The 19,027-nt window shown below is 56.5% G+C and carries 16 protein-coding genes; 9 read left to right on the forward strand and 7 right to left on the reverse strand.

All coding sequences use genetic code 11. From position 1 onward, the window contains the following. Positions 1-26 precede the first annotated feature (26 nt). From ctaA to BM352_RS12015, 3 genes are all read left to right on the forward strand, one after another. The gene (gene ctaA / locus BM352_RS12005; RefSeq protein WP_090217093.1) at positions 27-1,163 is read left to right on the forward strand and encodes a heme A synthase; all 1,137 of its coding nucleotides are present in this window, start codon (positions 27-29) and stop codon (positions 1,161-1,163) included. 4 nt (positions 1,164-1,167) lie between these two features. Continuing rightward, positions 1,168-2,637, forward strand: a complete 1,470-nt coding sequence (locus tag BM352_RS12010) for a carboxypeptidase M32 (RefSeq protein WP_090217095.1) — start codon at positions 1,168-1,170, stop codon at positions 2,635-2,637. Positions 2,638-2,769: 132 nt separating this feature from the next. Next, a complete protein-coding gene (locus tag BM352_RS12015; protein ID WP_090217098.1) occupies positions 2,770-3,660 on the forward strand; it encodes a calcium-binding protein in 891 nt (296 codons plus the stop codon). On the opposite strand, the gene BM352_RS12020 is transcribed toward BM352_RS12015, so the two are convergent. The 6 genes from BM352_RS12020 to miaA all read right to left on the reverse strand — a co-directional run bounded on the left by BM352_RS12020 (position 3,661) and on the right by miaA (position 12,076). Next, positions 3,661-5,745 carry a dipeptide ABC transporter ATP-binding protein gene (locus tag BM352_RS12020; RefSeq protein WP_425434526.1) on the reverse strand — a complete coding sequence of 695 codons (2,085 nt, stop codon included), beginning with the start codon at positions 5,743-5,745 and terminating at the stop codon, positions 3,661-3,663. A 4-nt stretch (positions 5,746-5,749) separates the two neighbouring features. Beyond that, a complete protein-coding gene (locus tag BM352_RS12025; RefSeq protein WP_090217102.1) occupies positions 5,750-7,210 on the reverse strand; it encodes an ABC transporter permease in 1,461 nt (486 codons plus the stop codon). Then, a complete protein-coding gene (locus tag BM352_RS12030; protein WP_090217104.1) occupies positions 7,210-8,259 on the reverse strand; it encodes an ABC transporter permease in 1,050 nt (349 codons plus the stop codon). The genes BM352_RS12025 and BM352_RS12030 overlap by 1 nt, the downstream gene beginning before the upstream one ends. Before the next feature lie 140 nt (positions 8,260-8,399). After that, positions 8,400-10,073: an ABC transporter substrate-binding protein gene (locus BM352_RS12035; RefSeq protein ID WP_090217106.1), complete on the reverse strand. Its 1,674-nt coding sequence runs from the start codon at positions 10,071-10,073 to the stop codon at positions 8,400-8,402. 276 nt (positions 10,074-10,349) lie between these two features. Continuing rightward, the gene (locus BM352_RS12040) at positions 10,350-11,132 is read right to left on the reverse strand and encodes an AraC family transcriptional regulator (RefSeq protein WP_090217109.1); all 783 of its coding nucleotides are present in this window, start codon (positions 11,130-11,132) and stop codon (positions 10,350-10,352) included. 104 nt (positions 11,133-11,236) lie between these two features. Next, a complete protein-coding gene (gene miaA / locus BM352_RS12045) occupies positions 11,237-12,076 on the reverse strand; it encodes a tRNA (adenosine(37)-N6)-dimethylallyltransferase MiaA (RefSeq protein ID WP_342713604.1) in 840 nt (279 codons plus the stop codon). Positions 12,077-12,251: 175 nt separating this feature from the next. Between miaA and pyrH the strand changes: the two genes are divergently transcribed. Next, positions 12,252-12,977, forward strand: a complete 726-nt coding sequence (gene pyrH, locus BM352_RS12050; RefSeq protein ID WP_090217113.1) for a UMP kinase — start codon at positions 12,252-12,254, stop codon at positions 12,975-12,977. Here pyrH and BM352_RS12055 read toward each other — a convergent pair. Continuing rightward, positions 12,956-14,053, reverse strand: a complete 1,098-nt coding sequence (locus BM352_RS12055; protein ID WP_090217117.1) for a Hint domain-containing protein — start codon at positions 14,051-14,053, stop codon at positions 12,956-12,958. The two genes, pyrH and BM352_RS12055, sit on opposite strands and share 22 nt — an antisense overlap. 205 nt (positions 14,054-14,258) lie before the next feature. Between BM352_RS12055 and frr the strand changes: the two genes are divergently transcribed. The 5 genes from frr (at position 14,259) to rseP (ending at position 19,001) form a co-directional block, all read left to right on the forward strand. Beyond that, entirely contained in the window at positions 14,259-14,822 is a 564-nt protein-coding gene (gene frr / locus BM352_RS12060; RefSeq protein WP_090217119.1) for a ribosome recycling factor, read from the forward strand. An 80-nt stretch (positions 14,823-14,902) separates the two neighbouring features. Continuing rightward, positions 14,903-15,634: a polyprenyl diphosphate synthase gene (gene uppS, locus BM352_RS12065; RefSeq protein WP_425434527.1), complete on the forward strand. Its 732-nt coding sequence runs from the start codon at positions 14,903-14,905 to the stop codon at positions 15,632-15,634. A 33-nt stretch (positions 15,635-15,667) separates the two neighbouring features. Beyond that, complete coding sequence (locus tag BM352_RS12070) at positions 15,668-16,459, forward strand: phosphatidate cytidylyltransferase (RefSeq protein ID WP_090217124.1); 792 nt, start codon at positions 15,668-15,670, stop codon at positions 16,457-16,459. Continuing rightward, positions 16,459-17,634, forward strand: a complete 1,176-nt coding sequence (gene dxr / locus BM352_RS12075) for a 1-deoxy-D-xylulose-5-phosphate reductoisomerase (RefSeq protein WP_090217126.1) — start codon at positions 16,459-16,461, stop codon at positions 17,632-17,634. Before BM352_RS12070 ends, dxr begins: the two co-directional genes overlap by 1 nt. Before the next feature lie 32 nt (positions 17,635-17,666). Then, positions 17,667-19,001, forward strand: coding sequence for an RIP metalloprotease RseP (gene rseP, locus BM352_RS12080; RefSeq protein WP_090217128.1), 1,335 nt, complete (start codon positions 17,667-17,669; stop codon positions 18,999-19,001). Positions 19,002-19,027: the final 26 nt, after the last annotated feature.

The following is a 19,027-nucleotide window of genomic DNA, read 5'->3' on the forward strand; positions in this document are numbered from 1 at the left end:
TTACCTTCAAACAAGCGAGGCATGATATGGCAGGCAAACGCAGTATCTTTGAAGAGGTCCAAACAGCCGAGAAACCAAGCGCTCAACCCGGTGCAATTGACCGGGCTGCAAGCCGTGGAAACCGTCGTGGTATTCGTGCATGGTTGATGGTTTTGTTCGCGCTGGTGGTCGTGATGATCGCTGTGGGTGGATTGACGCGACTGACCGACAGCGGCCTCTCCATCACCGAATGGAAACCGGTGACAGGAGCGCTGCCCCCTATGTCGGAAGCCGCTTGGGAAGTCGAACTGGAAAAGTATCGCGCCATTCCCGAGTACCAGCTGCAAAACAAGGGCATGAGCCTAACGGAATTCAAGACCATCTATTGGTGGGAATGGGGGCATCGTCAGCTGGGCCGTGTGATCGGTCTTGTTTGGGCGGCTGGCTTCTTCTGGTTCCTGTTCCGCAAGCAAATCCCCACGGGCTGGACCGGCCGCCTTGTCGGCATTGGCGTGCTTGGTGGCCTGCAAGGGGCTATCGGGTGGTGGATGGTGTCATCAGGTCTTACCGGCCAGATGCTGGACGTAGCGTCCTACCGTTTGGCCACCCATTTGGGCCTGGCGTTTATCATCCTTGGGTTGATCGCGTGGTATGTTTACGCCTTGGGGCGCCGTGAAGCAGACCTGATCCAAGCCCGCCGTTCGGGTAACCTGTGGCTGTCCAAACTCACCACTTGGCTGATCGCACTGGCGTTTTTTCAGGTTGTCGTCGGAGCCTTGGTTGCGGGCATTGATGCGGGGCGCACGTATACGGACTGGCCACTCATGGCCGGCGATGTCTTCCCCGAGCTCGCGTTCGAATACAGCCCCCTTTGGCGGAACTTCTTCGAAAGCGAGGCGCTGGTGCAGTTCAATCACCGCACCTTGGGCTATATTTTGTTTCTGTTCGGCATGTTCGTGTGGTGGCAGTCGCGAGGCGCGGCCAATCGAGCAGTAAAACAAGCCTTCGATTGGGTCGCCGTGATGATGTTCGGGCAGGTGGTGCTGGGCATCGGCACCGTGCTCTACGCCGCCCCGTGGCATCTGGCGATCATCCACCAATTCGGGGCTGTTGTGTTGATCTGTCTGATCCTGCGCGCGCGCTTCCTGAGCATTTATCCACCCGCCCAATCTGTAAGGACTTGAAGACATGTCGGCATATGAAGAGTTAATGGCCCATGAGCGGACCACTCAGGCTTTGGGGTCTGTTGCAGGTCGCACTGGCTGGGACCAAGAAACCATGATGCCAGAGGGCGCGGCGGAATTGCGCAGTGAAGAGATGGCGGCGCTGGAGACAGTGCTGCACGCGCGACGCACGAATAGCCGCGTGGGCGACTGGCTGGCAAAGGCACAGGCGCCGGACGAAACGGGCGAAGCAATCTTGCGGCATCTGAAGCGGTCTTATGCGCGCAACACCAAACTGCCGGAGAAACTGGCCACTGATATCGCACGCCAGACCTCTGCAGGGCAGGGCATCTGGGCTAAGGCACGGGCCAATGATGACTTTGCGGCGTTTGCACCGACGCTGACGCGAATGATCGACCTCAAGCGCCAAGAGGCGGCATGTCTTGCAGAGGGCGGCGATCTTTACGACGCGCTACTGGATGACTATGAGCCCGGAATGAAGGGGGCGGAGCTTCAAACCCTGTTCAACAACATGCGCCCGCGGCTGGTGGACCTTCGCGCCCGGGTGTTGGCGGCAGAGGCACCCCTACCGCTTGACCATTCGTTTGACGAGGCAGGGCAGATGGCTCTGTCATCCAAACTTGCGCAAGTCTTTGGTTACGATCTGACGCGCGGCCGGATCGACAAGGCGGTTCACCCGTTCTCTAGTGGCTCCGGCACGGATGTTCGGATCACCACGCGGACCAGTGAACGCGACCCGTTCAATTGCTTCTATTCCACCATTCATGAGGTGGGCCACGCCTGCTACGAACAAGGGATCCGCGCTGACTACGCATTGACCCCGCTTGGGGCCGGGGTGTCGATGGGCGTCCATGAAAGCCAGTCGCGCATTTATGAGAACCAGTTTGGCCGCTCGCGCGCGTTCACTGGCTGGCTCTACGGGCAAATGCGGGACCAGTTTGGTAATTTTGGGGTGCCTGATGAGGACGCGTTTTACGCCATCGTGAACCGTGTCGGTTCTGGCTATATCCGCACCGAGGCGGACGAGGTACATTACAACTTACATGTCATGTTGCGCTTCGATCTTGAACGTCAGTTGATTTCTGGCGAGTTGGAGGTCGCTGACCTTGAAGACGCTTGGAATGCGCGGTTCGAGGCTGATTTTGGCGTGGCTGTGGACAAGCCCTCCAATGGGGTTCTGCAGGACGTACATTGGTCGTTCGGCTTGTTCGGATACTTCCCGACTTATTCGCTGGGCAATGTCTATGCAGGATGTCTTTACCAGTCCCTGCGCGAAGCCGTTCCGGCGCTGGATAGCGATCTGTCACGCGGGGATACCACTGCCGCGACGGGCTGGCTGCGTGAGAACTTGCAGCAATTTGGCGGCCTTCGCGAACCGCGCGCCACGATCACACATGCCTGCGGGTTTGAACCGTCAGAGAAGCCATTGCTGGACTATCTCGACGCTAAGTTTAGCGGGCTCTATGGCCTGTAAGGCACCAGTTGAACCACATTACGCGACGCAATCTGTCCCAATTCAGGGCATTCTTTTGTCCTGAATGACGCTTACAAAGTTTTAAACCCGCGCAGCCGAAGCAGCGGGGTGTACAAATTATGTGAGGCTGAGATGGGTTGGTACTGGGCTGAAATCGGCAATGCGATATTCTTTCTGTTGAGCTTTCTGGTGCCGTGGCTTGCCAATTCAGACGACAAAACAACAACCACAACCGATGACGAGTCCGAAGTGGCCGAGGTCTTCGGCACCGATGGTGATGACGCCCTGATGGCGAGCATCTCAAATGCCTCAACCTTCCTGCTCGATGGTGATGACAGTTTCGATGGCAGCGGTGGCACCGATACAGTTGATGGCGGCGCCGGCGACGATGAGTTGCTGTTGCGCGGTGGCGACGATATCGGCATCGGGGGCTTGGGAAATGACCGTATGGATGGCGGCTTTGGCGATGATACCCTTTGCGGCGACGAAGGGAACGACACGCTGAACGGAGCTGCGGGTGACGACTTGATCCTTGGCGGCGACGGGAATGACACCCTAACTGGAAGCACGGGGTCTGATATCCTGCGCGGCGAGGCGGGCGACGATGTTCTGCACGGGAACGTTCTTGGCGCATCAGTGGAAGGGGACGCCCAAGACTATCTGTTTGGCGGCGACGGAGATGACACGCTTTACCTGTCCAGCCTTGATGAAGGCGAGGGCGGCGAAGGGGCGGATCTGTTTGTGATCGAGGAAACGATTGAGCCGGGTGAGGCCGCTCGGATCACCGATTTCGACCCGGCTCAAGACACCATAACCGTGCGCTATGACGTCTCGGACGATCCAGACGCCCCGATTGCACCAGAGCTGACCAGCACTAACTACGCCGACGGCGGAGGTAGCACTATCTTAAGCAACGGCGTGGCAGTCCTCAACATAGACGGGCAAACCGACTTTGATGTGAGCACCATCACGCTTGAACCCGTCGCAACTGACGGGGCTGCTTTGGGCGGCGGCGCCGTTTAGCTATTCGGCGGCGATCTTGATGACAGGCTCCATGCGGGCAAGGATGTCATCCGCGAGGTGACATTTAACCTGATGGCCTTCCGCCAACGTCCGCACGGGTGGAACATCCTTCTCGCACAGGCCGCCCGGAACTTGATCCTTCCAACGGCAGCGCGTCTGGAACGGGCAGCCAGGGGGCGGATTCATGGCGGATGGAATGTCACCTTCCAGAACGATGTGTTGCTTCTCGATCGACGTATCCGCGATCGGAACGGCGGACAACAACGCTTCGGTATAGGGATGATATGGCGGTTGGAATACTTGATCCGTCGTGCCGAGTTCAACCACGTGGCCAAGATACATAACCATAACGCGGTCAGATAGATAGCGGACGATGCTCAAGTCATGAGAGATGAACAAAAGCGTCGTCTTGTTCTCTCGTTGGATCTCCATCAGCAGGTCTGTCACGGCGGCCTGAACCGACACATCAAGCGCCGAGACGGGTTCATCCGCGACCACAATTTTGGCGTCACCGGCAAAGGCGCGAGCGATACCGACGCGTTGTTTCTGACCACCGGATAACTGCCGTGGCATACGCGTAGCGAACTCTCTGGGCAGTTTGACCAAGTCCAGAAGTTCCAGCATCCGCTTTTCACGGGCGGCTTCACTGTCACCAATGCCGAAGATTTCCAGCGCGCGCACGATCTGACGTCCGACGGTCATCGACGGGTTTAGTGTATCAAACGGGTTCTGGAACACCATCTGCACATTTGCGATGGTTTTGGTGTCACGCTCTTCAATCGGGATGTCTTGGATTTCTTTGCCATGAAGCAGGATTTTACCGTCCGTGGCCGTTTCCAACCCCATCAGGACTTTGGCGAATGTGGATTTGCCGCAGCCGGATTCCCCAACGATGGCCAGCGTTTCACTTTCGCGGGCCTCGAAGCTGAGCGTTTCGTTGGCTTTCACGACCTTTTTGTTCGATCCGCCAAAGAGCGCGGAGGCCGCAACCTCGTAATATTTCTTAAGGTTGTCCATACGAAGGACTACCTCACCGGGTTCGGACTTTTCGGTTTTGATCGCCGCCGCGATTGGGGCGTTCCAGTCGATCTCCTCGATGCGAAGGCAGCGGGAGCCGTGGCGGTCGTTGCCTTTGATCTTCTGCATCCGAATGTCGCCTTGGTCACAGAGACCAGCTTGGAAGTAGTCGCAGCGCGGGCCAAAGTTACAACCCTGCGGGCGCTCATGCGGGAGCGGAAAGTTCCCCGGAATGGCCACCAGCGGGCGCGCGTTCTTATCGGCTCCGGGCAGGGGGATCGAACGGAACAGAGCCTGCGTATACGGGTGCTGCATATCGTCGAACACGTCCTCGATGGAGCCGGTCTCAACCGCCTCACCCGAATACATCACACAAATTCTGTCGCAGGTTTCCAGCACCAGCCCAAGGTTGTGAGAGATGAACAGCATCGACGTGCCGTATTTCTTGCCCAGATCCTTAACCAATTCGACCACGGCGGCTTCAACCGTCACGTCGAGCGCGGTGGTGGGTTCGTCTAGGATCAACAGGGACGGCTTCGACATTAACGCCATCGCAATCACAATCCGTTGCTGCTGACCGCCGGACAACTGGTGCGGGAAGGAGTTGAGGATACGTTTTGGATCGGGGAGCTTAACGTCTGTGACCACCTCCAAAGCGCGCTCGTAGGCTTCCTTTTCGGAGGTGCCGAAATGGATCATCGGCACTTCCATCAGTTGCTTGCCGATGCGCATCGCCGGGTTCAGCGACGCCATAGGTTCCTGATAGATCATCGCGATCTCGGAGCCACGGATGTTGCGAAGCTCTTCAGGACTCATTTGGCCAAGGTCGCGTCCCTTGAACTTGATGGAGCCACCCACCACGCGCCCGTTCACGCCAAGGTCCTGCATGACCCCTAGCGCCACGGTGGATTTCCCGCATCCGGATTCCCCGACAAGCCCCATGGCCTCGCCAGGTTGAACGACGCAAGAGAAGTCCATCACTGCAGGAATTTCCCGCAGACGCGTGAAGAAGGAAATGGACAGCTGGTCGATCTCTAGGATCGGGCCGGTATATGTATCATCTGACATAGGCTTAATCCTTCAGGCTTTCTTCGCGCAGACCATCTGCGAGCAGGTTAAGACCCAGCACGAGGCTCATCAATGCAATGGCTGGCACAATGGCTGGATGCGGGTAGATGCTCAGCAGGCGCCTGCCTGCATTGATCGTGGTCCCCCAGTCAGGGCTTTCCGACGACAGACCCAACCCAAAGAACCCCAAGGTCCCGAGCAGGATGGTCGTGTATCCGATGCGCAGACAGAAATCGACGATCAGCGGACCACGTGCGTTGGGCAGGATTTCCCAAAGCATGATGTACCAAGGACCTTCGCCACGGGTTTGGCCCGCTGCCACATAATCCCGCGTTTTGATGTCGAGCACCAAACCGCGCACAATCCGGAACACAGTGGGGGAGTTCACAAAGACCACCGAGACAAACACAATCAACACGCCGCCATCAATGGAGATCAAGCCCAACGGGTCCGCGTCCCACGCCAGCCCCAGATAAAGGTAGCCACCGATCAGAACTGTCAAACCGACATACAGGTTGCGCTTGGACGGTTGAGTGAAGAATCGCGAGTCAAACAGCACCACAAGGAACACCAGCGGGAACAGAAATAAGATCGACGCGAGGATTGTCGGAACAGTCCAGACGTAATTCGTACCGGGGATCGGAATGCCCGCTGCGCGAATTTCCGGCGTCACGAGCAAGAAGAACAGCAAGATGACGGGGAAGGCCAAAACGAGGTTTGCAAGGAAGCTGATAACCGTGTCGAGCTTACCGCCGAAATAGCCAGCGGGCAGACCCAGTGTGATCCCTACCATAAATGCAAACAGCGTCGCGGCTGGTGCGATGACCAGAACAACCTGCGAGCCCTGAACCATGCGTGAGAACACGTCTCGTGCAAGGTTGTCGCCGCCTAGTAAGTAGTGGCTATATTCGCCTTCCTCAGCGCCGCTCAGTGGAGTTCCGGGAAGCTTGTTCTTCATGCCGGAGACCTGACCCAGCGGGTCATGCGTAATGACCAGATCCATGGCCACGAAGATCGCGGTGAAGACCCAGAACATAACGATGGCAAAGCCAACCATACCGATGGGGCTGTCGAACAGTTTGCCGTAGAGGCCCAACTTTCGCTTGTAGGTAATCGACAGAAAGAACGTCACAATCAGGGCGATCCACACGGGGAGGAAGCGCATACCAAGCTCGCCCAGAATACCCGCAGTGCCGTAGGGCGTCACAATCCCGGCAAGCGGGTAGACGAGCGCGAGCCCGAGCGTGACGAGGGAAATGGGCAGAAGAAAACCCGCTAAAACCTCGGAGTTGAGAGCGGAAACTTCCAATGCGCCGCTGCTGGTCGGTGAAAAAACTGATCTGGCGTTCTCAAGCGTGCTGACGACGAGATACCCCACGACGGCAAGCACAAGGCTGATGACCGCAAGAAGGAAGATCGGGTTCAAATAGGCGCCAAGCGCACCTGTCCAAGTGAGCGGCTCCATTATGAAATCCTAATACGAGGGTTGAGGAACACGTAGCCAATGTCAGAGATCAGCTGCGTCACGAGAACGACGATTACGGCGACAACCGAGCCGCCAAGAAGCAAGTCGATATCGTTGTTCGAGGCCGCTTGCACCAGCATCCAGCCGAAGCCTTTGTAGTTGAACAAGGTCTCAGTAATGACGACGCCAGTGAGCAAGTAAGGGAATTGCAGCATGATGACCGTGAACGGTGCGATCAGCGCGTTGCGAAGGGCGTGGCGCATCACGATATTGCCGAAGCTGACGCCCTTCAATCTTGCTGTGCGAATGTATTGCGCGGTCATAACCTCGGCCATTGAGGCGCGGGTCATTCGCGCCACATAGCCGACGCCGTAAAGAGCGATCGTCGCAACGGGCAGGGTGATGTTGGCCCATGTGAAGTCATCCATGGCCGATGTGGCAGAGCCTTTGAACCATTTGAGGCCAAAGGCGGAGGACGCGAAAACGGCGATGAAGATAACACCAGAGACATATTCGGGCGTAGCGGACGAAGCGATGGAGAAGGTGGAGAGCGTTCTGTCCATCCTGCTGCCTTCGCGCATCCCCGCAAGGACGCCGATTATCAAGGCCGCCGGGATCATCACTGCAAAGGCCAAAAGGGCCAGCCAGCCGGTAAGCCCGAGGCGTTTGCCGATGATGGAACCCGCGTCATCCTTGAAAACCGAAGAATATCCCCACTCGCCTTGTAGAACACCGCAGTAGCGTGGCGCCGTTTCAGGCGTGTTGACACCCTCACGAATACATTTGCCAGTCGTCACACCCTGATCGTTGGTAAATACGTGATTGGGAAGAACCCCGAGCCAGCGGCCGTATTTGACGGGCAGGGGGGCCATATAGCCCTCGCGGGTCAGATAGCTGACCACCGCTTCGTCCGACATACGGAAGTTGCCTTGCGTTTTGGCAAGCTTCTCGAGGTTTGGATATAGGTTCGTCATGAAGAACACGATGAACGTCAGGCACAGCGCCGTCAGTAGCATCACGCCTAAACGCCGTAGGATGAACATGCCCATTTGATTGGGGTCCCTGTGTTGGTTGGCCGCCGAGGTCGCGCCCTTTAGGGCGTCTGAAACCGGGCTTTCATGCCCGGCATGGCGGTCCTGTTAATGTGGAAAGGGCCGCATCCGAAGATACGGCCCTGATCCATGTCAGCTTAGGCTGCAACGCCCCATTTGTAGATTTGTGGCAGATACGCGATGTGCATATCGAGACCCACATATCCCTCGCGGGAGTGGCGATACAGCGAACGCCAGTATGGCTGCAATGTCACGCCTTCGTCGCGCATGATGGTTTGAAGCTTCTCCATCACAACACGGCGCTTGTCGGCATCTGCGATCGAGTTCGCTTCAGCCAGCGCGGCGTCGAATTCCGCGTTAGAGAACGCGCTCTCATTCCAAGCTTCACCGGAGCGGTAAGCAAGGCCCAGAATTTGCACGCCCAAAGGACGGTGGTTCCAGTTGGTCGACGAGAAGCCGTATTTGGTCCAGTCGTTCCAGAACGTGGTGCCCGGAATGATTGTCCGCTTGATGTTGAAGCCGGCATCACGCAGCTGAGCGCCAACCGCATCGGTGGTGTTCTTGCGCCAGTCGTCGTCAATGGAGATCAGCTCGAACTCGTAGTCCGCCATACCGGCCTCTTCGAGAAGGGCTTTCGCCTTGGCTGGATCGTATTCCAGACCTGGCACATTCGCGTATTCAGGGTGCATTGGGCCGACATGGGTGTTCTCGCCGACCTGACCTTGGTTCGCATAGCCCAGCTCAAGGCAGACCGACCGGTCAACCGCATGTGCAATGGCTTGGCGCACACGAACGTCAGCATATGGCTTCACACCATTGGCGTCGGCCGCTTCTTGGTTCGGACGGATCGCGATGGTGGCACCGGAGGCCACTTCGGATTTGCTCCAGCCCAGACCGTCGAAGACGTCGACAAATTCACCCACGGTCTCGTAGATGGTGTCGACTTCTTCAGCTTCCGCAGCCGCAACCCATGCAGCAGGGTCGGTGCCGTAGTCGATATACTCGATACGGTCGAGATATGCGCCTTTGCCAGCGGCATAGCCCCACCATTCGAAACCTTCGTTGCGAACGATGGCGCCTTTGACGCCAACTTCCAGAGATTCTGGCTTGTAAGGGCCGGTGCCGATTGGGTTTGCCAACATATCTTCCGGCGTTCCCGTCGCGGAGCTGTGGTAAACAGCTGCCGGATAGTCAGACATCCCCGCGATCAGTGTGATGTCAGGCGCAGGAAGGTTCAGCTTCACGGTGTGACTGTCCACAACGGTTGCGCCGCCATCGATGATTTTGTTGGTGTTGGCATCGATCAAGATCGCGAAACGACCAGCCATCGAGTTGCCTTCGACGTCTTTATCACACCATGCGGTGACCATGCGGGCCACATCGTCTGCTGTGAAGTCGTCGCCGTTGTTCCACTTCACGCCTTTACGGACGTTCAAGGTGTACTCGGTTGCGTCGTCATTGATTTCCCACGACTCCAGCAACATTGGCTCGAACGAACCGTCGGAGTTGTATTCAACCATGTATTCCAGCCAACCGGCGGTGAAATACGCAATTTGTGTCCAGTCGAAGGTACGCGGATCTTTAAGCGCGCGGACTTCCATCTGCATACGAAGTGTGCCGCCTTGCTGGGCGTGAGCTGCTGCCTTGGCCGGAGCGGACCCGATCAAGCCGTAGGCTGCAGTCACCGTAACGCCCATCATGGTTGCACGTGTCAGAAACTCGCGGCGGTCCATAAGGCCGGCCTTGTGCTCTTCCAGGTACATCTCCACGGATGGATGCACGGGTTTTCCGTTAATGGTTTGGGTTGTCATGTCTGTCTCCCTGTAGACTTTGACGTTATAATTCGCAGCACTTTCGCCCGAGTGTTCTCGGATCAGCCCGCAACAGTCGCTGTTTGAGTTTTACTTTTGCGTGTCCCCTCAACGCTCCAGAGGCCATTTCGCAACAATTTTGACAGAAGGTCAACGGTTGGAACCGTCAGTGTGCGCTCTAAAAACGACAAACCCACGGTCAAAAAGCGACATACACTAATGTCGCCCATGAGGGGCGGCGCAAATGAAGTGTCTAGGCGCAAATTTGCGGGACAATTACCTTGCTTTACGAAATTCTGAGGGACTTTTTCCTGTATGCACCTGAAATGCCCGTGTGAAATAGGCAGGGCTCGAAAAGCCAAGCTTTTCTGCAATATCTTGCACTGGCCTGTCCGTATGTAGCAGGGCTTCGCACGCGGCTTGAATCACACGCTCCTGCAAAATTGCAGATGCTGGTTTGCCAACGGCGTTTTGTGTCAGGCGCGTCAGATGGGTTGGTGTAACTTGCAAGTCAGCGGCGAATTCGCCGAGGGACTTGCCGTCACGATGGCCGATACTGACGACATGGCTGAACTTTCGCAGGACACGATCTGACTTGCCGAGTTCCCCCTGCGGCTGGTCGGTCAGGGCGCGGTCAAGCCAAACGCCGATCATCATCGCATAAGCCATCACCGCCCGACGTTGACCAGTGCGCAATTCGTTGAGTTCACGTGACAGCGCATCAATAAGACCGCTGATTTCGCTCTGCATTTGCACGCTTGTGGCCTTGAGCAAGGCGGGTCGGTTCGGGAAACCTGCGTTTTCATCCCGCGACAGAGAAACCACCATGCCTTGCGGACTCGCAAACATCTCGTAGCTGAACAGCGTATGCGGGGGGATATAGATCGCGGTGTTCGGGCCTACGCCACGCATCTTGCAGTCCACCATGACGCGACCTTGACCGCGCGTTATCCAGAACAAGATCGGATAATCCAAAGACTGCGCTGCGTCCGTCCGCCACGCCTCGGAGCGTTGGTGCGTCGCAAGCGTTTCAACCTTAGGCAAGTTCTGACGGGCCATGAAATGTCCTATGATTATGGGAATGCCGAAGTAACCTTCCAACGCCCTGATTAGTAGTTGGCGCTCCTCCGAACTGTCAAATGTCGAATTAAGGCAATTCTGTGTCAATTAGAGAGTGTATCGGCGGAAACCTGCGTCCAGTCTTTCATTCGGGCACGGAACCAAGTCCTTTGACGCTTAGCGTATTGGCGCGAAGCGATAATTGCCTGACCCCGTGCCTCCGCAAGCGAAATTTCGCCATTGAGATGAGCCATAAGCTCAGGACCGCCGATTGCTTTCGCGGACGGGCGCTGAATGTCCCAGTCGTGTTGCAGCGCACGGACCTCATCTAAAGCGCCTTTCGCAAGCATCTGGTCAAATCGGCGGATGATCCGATCATCCAACCAGTCCACAGAGGCATTCAGGGCAATGGCGACGCACTCTTCTCGGCGCAATTTCGGAGGTGGGGTTTCTGCCTGCCACACGCTGATGGAGCGGCCGGTTGCCTCCTGAACCTCCCAAGCGCGTTGCACTCGCGCCCGGTTGAGTGTGTCGATCCGTGACACTGTTTCCACATCCAGCGCCTCCAGCATCTCTTCGCGCTCCATCTCTTCGGCAGCGGCGCGCACGCCTGTGGGGATGGGCGGGATATCTGCAAGCCCTTGGGTTAGGGCGCTAAAGTTCAATCCCGTCCCACCCACAATAATCGGGCGAGAGTTTCCAGAAAGCAATCTGGAGACATCGCGCAACCAATGACCTGTGGAATAGGTCTCCCGATAAGGGACATGCCCATACAGGGCGTGCTCTGCGAGCTGCAATTCGGCGGGGTCGGGACGGGCAGACAGCAGTTGCCAGCAATCAAACACCTGAAGCGCATCCGCGTTAATAATCGTGCCGCCTTGTTGTATGGCAATTTCCAATGCCAGAGCGGACTTGCCAGAGGCGGTCGGCCCAGCGATCAACACGGGTTGGTCAGGGCTTATATCTCTGAGCAAAGGCATCATCAGTCGGGCGAATTCCGTTTATTATCGGTTTGTCGTGAGTGGCGGGCGCTTGGCCGTTGAATCTCGTCGGGTTTTCCGACATTTTGCCCCCAATTTGCAACTGCTCAAATCGCCCTTCCAGAAAGGCTGCCCTCCTATGACCGATGCCCGCAAAACCACTTACAAGCGCGTAATGTTGAAAATCTCTGGTGAAGCGTTGATGGGGGATCAGGGGTTTGGCCTCCATCCGCCAACGGTCGAACGGATCGCCCGCGAGGTCCAATCTGTTCATGAAATGGGCGTCGAAATCTGCATGGTGATCGGCGGCGGCAACATTTTCCGCGGTTTGCAAGGTTCCGCACAGGGTATGGAGCGGACCACTGCAGATTATATGGGGATGCTCGCGACAGTGATGAACGCACTGGCGATGCAAGGCGCACTTGAGGCACTTGGCATTCACACACGGGTCATCTCGGCGATCACCATGAACGAAGTGGCTGAGCCCTACATTCGTCGCCGCGCGGTGCGCCACCTTGAGAAAAAGCGGGTCTGCATCTTCGCGGCTGGCACCGGGAACCCGTATTTCACCACGGATACCGCGGCGACGCTTCGGGCGAATGAGATGTCCTGTGAGGCGATCTTCAAAGGCACTAAGGTAGATGGCGTTTACGACAAAGATCCCGCCAAGTTCGACGATGCCGTGCGCTACGACAGAATAAGCTTTGACGATGTTTTGCAGAAACGCCTTGGGGTTATGGACGCCTCTGCTATCGCTTTGGCACGGGACAACGAGCTTCCGATCATTGTTTTCTCACTGGACGAGCCGGGTGGGTTCAAGGGCATCTTGGCGGGTGAGGGCACCTACACAATCGTAGAAGACTGATAGTCCGCTAAGACAGCAGTGGTCTCGACAAGGTTGACTGCGTTTTTGACGTGGCGAGCAATAAGGCTCTTTTGCTGGCTGCCAAGTGGGCTTGGCCGTGCAAGGCGTCGTTCGGTATCTTCCGGCCGACCGTTCAGCAATGAATCTACTGCTGACTGCGATAGCGAGCGCAGCGCTTCCGGACCGGGGTGGAAAGTTTCCACCGGCGCGCCATTGGCGAACACAACCTCGTGCTGATCGCAGGCAAAGTGATGATACGTCACTGGCGCAAAGGTGATCGCGCGATGGATATTGGGGAGTGCAAGTAGACGTTTGGCACTCACAAACACCTCGTCCTTGCCAAACATCCGAAGAGCAATTCGCGATCGAAGCAACACACGGTGCTGAGGGGACAGGCCGATGCGGGTAGAAGGCACACCCGGCGCAAGCGACCCGGCTTCCAGCACAACCGGCGCATTCCGGTCTGGCCATAACAGCGTCCTTCGGTGAATCCATCGAACAGTCTGGGGGCCGCGATCCAGTGTAAGAACCTGATCACCAAGCTGCAGATTTTCGATTGCCCTCGGTCCATTGACGGTTTCGATTTCCACGCCGCTCGCGAAGCAAACGATTGTGCTGTTGTCGATGGATTCATCCGTGTAATAGCCGGCACCGTTATTGTTCGAGACGCTGTTTAACGTGATGTCTTGAATGGATAAATTGTCGACCGACGATCCGTACGGGGTGCTGCGGAAGAAGACGTCGCCATTCCCTGCCTGAATGATCAAGAAGTCATCTGTCAGCGTAGTTCCGTCGCCCAAAGTTACCGTTGCAGTAAACAGGATCGAGCTATCCAGCCATTGTGACGTGGCGCCGCCGCCAATGTCGTAGCTAATGTAGTCACCGTCAGGGTTGTTTTCGTCATCCCAAATTGCACCGTCTTCATTCACGTCGGTTTGAGTGATGGGGGTAATCGCAAGATCGGAATAGGTGCCAATCAGTGAAAATGCGTTCTCAGCAGCATAGTCGGACTCGTCCAAGTCAACGTCGGCAAAGTTGCCAAGGTAGATCATATTTACGGTCGTCACGAAGGCCATAGCGTTTTCCAGTCGGCAAAACTGGTGAATTTAGACACCGAGAAACCTAACTTTCGGCCAATCGATCTAGGGAAGGTGCGTACAATTTAAGTCAACGCAGGTTACAATCGGGGCGGGCATCTGCTTTCGCGAGACCTCTAGCCATGTGTCGCGGCTTGCTTTAGACAAACGGTCAACGAGCAAAACAAGCAATATGAGACCCGATATGTCTGAAGACTTCATGCTAGATACCGACGATATTCAACGCCGCATGGATGGGGCGATGGCCAGCCTGCGTACCGAATTTGGCTCTTTGCGTACCGGTCGTGCCTCTGGCTCGATGCTGGAACCAGTAATGGTGGACGCTTACGGATCCATGACCCCGATCAATCAGGTCGGCACAGTGAACGTCCCAGAGCCACGCATGGTGACCATCAACGTTTGGGATAAGGGCCTTGTCGGAAAAGTCGAAAAAGCTATTCGTGAGAGTGGCTTGGGCATCAATCCTCAACTTAACGGCACGATCATTATGCTGCCAATCCCAGAACTGAATGAGGAGCGCCGCCGTGAATTGAGCAAGGTGGCGGGGCAATATGCAGAGCACGCCCGTGTCTCGATCCGCAACATTCGTCGCGATGCCATGGACCAGATTAAGAAGGCAAAAGGTGACGGACTGTCCGAAGACGACCAGAAAATCTGGGAGGGCGAGGTTCAGGACATGATCGACGCGCAGATCAAATTGGTGGATCAGGCGCTAGAGAACAAACAAGAAGAGATTATGCAAGTCTAAGCGGAGAATTCCCCGCAAAAGGTCGCCTGACAAGGGCGGCCTTTTTTGATAGGTTTATCAAAACAATTATAATTTGAGGTATGAACATGAGCGTTGAGGATATTAATCCGAATGGGCCAAAGCACGTCGCCATCATTATGGATGGCAACGGCAGGTGGGCCACTCAACGCAATCGCCCCCGCCTTTTTGGCCATCAAGCCGGAGCCAAGCGCGTCCGGCAAGCGGTGGAAACCTGTCCGCAGCTCGGCGTCAAGTATCTGACAATGTTTGCGTTTTCGACAGAGAACTGGAAACGGACGCAGTCCGAAGTCTCTGGCCTGATGGCCCTGTTCCGCCGCTACATCCAGCGTGAGGCCAACTATCTTCATCGTTTGGGCACTCGCGTTCGCTTCATCGGTGATCGTGAAAAGCTGGATAAGAAGCTCCAAGCCTTGATGGACTATCTCGAAAAGCTGACCGAAAATAATGACGTAACGCATCTTACAATTGCGTTGAACTACGGAGCCCGCGACGAGGTGACCCGCGCCACGCAACGTTTGGCCGTAGAAATCGCGGAAAAGCGCCTGCGACCTGATCAAGTGAACTCCGAAGTTTTGGCATCCTTCCTTGATACATATGTTCTCCCGGATCCTGATCTGGTGATCCGCACCTCTGGCGAAGCACGTATTTCCAACTTTTTGCTATGGCAATCGGCCTATGCCGAGTACGAATTTATCGACACCCATTGGCCTGATTTCACGCCGGAGGTTTTCACGAGCGTCGTAGCCCGATATGGAAATCGCGACCGTCGCTTTGGCGCTGTGAAGGCTTGATCGGCCGCTCGCCTGCAACTATTGGGAGGCGACATGAGCGCATCATCTGAAAAATTCTCCGATCTTGCGGCCCGCATGGGGTCCGCTGCCGTTATGGCTGTGGTTGGCATTGGCGCTGTTTGGGCCGGTGGCGTGTGGTTTATGGCCTTGCTGACGCTGGTTTGCGGCGCATTGGTTTGGGAACTGGTGCGGATGCTGGGGGCAGGGCAAAAACGCGCGCTGACAATGGGGGGATTGGCGGCTGGCTCGTTTCTTGCGGTAAGCTTATTGCCGCCGGGGCTGGGGCTGCCATTTATACTGGTTCCCGCGATGGCGGGAATTGCGCTGCTTAACAGCAATCGTACGCTCTACATGGTGTTCGCTGCACTCATCGTGATTTCTTGCTACGGGTTGGCGGTTCTCCGTGTTGATTTCGGTTTCATCTGGATGCTCTGGCTCGCACTCGTCGTGATAGCCACTGATGTACTGGGCTATTTTGCAGGCCGGATAATAGGCGGGCCTAAGTTCTGGCCGCGAGTTAGCCCCAAGAAGACGTGGTCCGGGACTGCCGCGGGCTGGGTGGCCGCCGCCATAGTCGGCGCGTGCTTCATGGGGTATCCCGGCGTGGGATTGGAGATCATTGGTATTTCCGTCGCAATTTCAATGGCATCGCAAATGGGCGACATTGCCGAAAGCGCAGTGAAGCGGAAGATGGGTGTAAAGGATTCCTCCAACCTCATCCCGGGCCATGGTGGTGTTTTCGACCGCTTCGACGGAATGCTGGGGGCGTCTGTGTTCTTGTTGTTGATCGAGCAGGTCGTGGACTTCCCACCGGTATTTGGCTGATGCGGAAGGTAACGATCTTTGGCTCCACCGGATCTATCGGGGAGAACACTGTTGATCTCATCGCCCGCACGCCCGAGCTTTACAATGTTGTAGCGTTGACGGGCGGGCGGAACGTTGCTCGGTTGGCGAAACAAGCCATCGTGCTGAATGCCGAGCTTGCCGTGACCGCCTTCGACGATTGCTACGCCGACCTTAAAGCCGCGTTGTCGGGCACAGACATTGAAGTTGCGGCAGGGGCAGACGCGATAGCCGAAGCCGCAGACCGGAAAGCTGACTGGTTCATGTCCGCCATCGTGGGCGCGGCGGGCTTGGTTCCTGGCCTTCGGGCCTTGCGCCATGGGACAACGCTTGCGCTTGCCAACAAGGAGTCCCTTGTCACGGCAGGGCCGTTCCTGTTGGCGGAGGCTGAGAAGTATGGCGCCACGATCCTGCCCGTGGACAGTGAGCATTCCGCAGTGTTCCAAGCCCTTGTTGGCGAAGACATGACTGCAGTCGAACGGGTCATAATCACCGCTTCAGGTGGAGCCTTCCGCGACTGGCCGTTGGAAGCTTTGGAGAATGCGACTCTGGCAGAGGCATCGGCTCATCCGAACTGGGATATGGGACAACGGATTACCATCGACAGTGCATCCATGTTTAACAAGGCCATGGAACTTATTGAGACAAAAGAGTTCTTCGGCGTTGCGGCATCGCAAATAGAAGCGGTCGTTCATCCCGAAAGCCTGATCCATGCGCTGGTTGGCTTTAAGGACGGCGCGTTGATGGCGCATCTCGGCCCACCAGATATGCGCCACGCCATCGGCTACGCGCTGCATTGGCCTGACCGGGGACACGTTCCGGTTGAGCGCTTGGATCTGGCGAAGATCGGAAGTTTGAACTTTCGCGTCGCCGATGAAGGCCGATATCCGGCATTGCGCATCGCACGGGACGTCATGCAAACGGGCGGCCTGTCAGGCGCGGCTTTCAACGCCGCGAAGGAGGCCGCACTCGACGCGTTCATCTTGGGCGACATCGGCTTTCTTGATATGGCGCGGCTTGTTGACAAAGTGTTGAACCGTTTGCAGCAGCAAAATGGTCTTAGTTGCGACATACTCACCCTTGATAAGGTGCTCGCGACGGACCATTTGGCACGCAAGACGATGCAAGAACTGATGCAGAATACACCGGTGCATTAGACACCGGAACAAAAGACGCGAAAGGGCGGTCTATGGATATTTTGGGAATGCTTCCCTCATTTGGTGGCTTTGTGGGGTCAGCTGTTGCGTTTATCATAGCGCTCAGTGTGATCGTCGCGATCCACGAATACGGCCATTACATCGTCGGCCGTTGGTGCGGCATCCATGCAGAAGTGTTCTCTTTGGGGTTCGGCCCGGTATTATACTCTCGGGTCGACAAACGCGGGACCCGCTGGCAGCTGGCAGCATTGCCATTCGGCGGTTACGTCAAATTCTTAGGAGATTCCGACGCGGCATCCGGCAAAGACGGCGACGCGATCTCGGGCCTGAGTGATACCGAGCGCAAGCGCACGATGCACGGTGCAGATCTGTGGCGTCGTGCAGCCACCGTAGCCGCTGGTCCGGTGTTCAACTTCATCCTATCCATTTTTGTTTTTGCAGGCATCTTCCTGTTCTCCGGCACGACGACGGATGAAGCTGTTATCGGCCAGCTCAAGCCCTTGCCCGGTCCGGTTGACATGTTCGAACCCGGTGACCGCATCCTAAGGGTGGGTGACAGTGACATCACAAATCTGGAGGACTTCTACGTCGCAGCCCGTGAAGCAGAGGCCGCGGAGATCATGTCCTATGATGTGGAGCGCGATGGTCAATTTTTAAGCTTTGACAGCGTCTACCCGTTCCCACCGGTCATTGACCAGTTGCAGCCCAAATCGGCAGCGATGGATGGCGGCTTGGAAGTCGGCGATGTGATCCAATCGGTTAACGGGAATCCGGTATTTGCCCTAAGTCAGGTTCAAGACGCGGCGCAAGCGAACAAAGACAGCCCGTTGGAACTGCTGGTGTGGCGTAACGGCGAAGTTCTGGAGAAGACGCTGACACCGCGTCAACGTGATCTTCCTACGGCGGACGGATTTGAGACGCGTTGGCTTATTGGCTTCTCGGGCGGTGCATTCTTCGAGCCGACACGCGAGACGCTTGGGGCAGGGGACGCGCTTTGGGGTGGCGTCCGCCAGACTTGGTTCATCGCAAAATCAAGCCTGTCTGGCATGTGGCATATGGTGACGGGCGCGATCAGCTCCTGCAACATTCAAGGCCCGATCGGCATTGCCCAAACTTCAGGTGATATGGCTTCGCAAGGGCCGACGCAGTTCATCTGGTTTATCGCGGTTTTGTCGACCGCTGTGGGGCTACTGAACCTATTCCCGATTCCCGTTCTGGATGGGGGCCATCTGGTCTTTCACGCGTTCGAGGCCGTCTCAGGGCGGCCACCGAGCGACAAGGCATTGAATGCGTTGATGATGGGCGGGCTCTTTTTGCTGCTTTCCTTGATGGTGTTTGCCTTAACGAATGACTTCTTTTGTTCCTAAAGTTGCCCCATTCGCGCCACAATTGA

Source organism: Litoreibacter janthinus, assembly GCF_900111945.1.
In the GTDB taxonomy this organism is placed as follows: Bacteria; Pseudomonadota; Alphaproteobacteria; order Rhodobacterales; family Rhodobacteraceae; genus Litoreibacter; species Litoreibacter janthinus.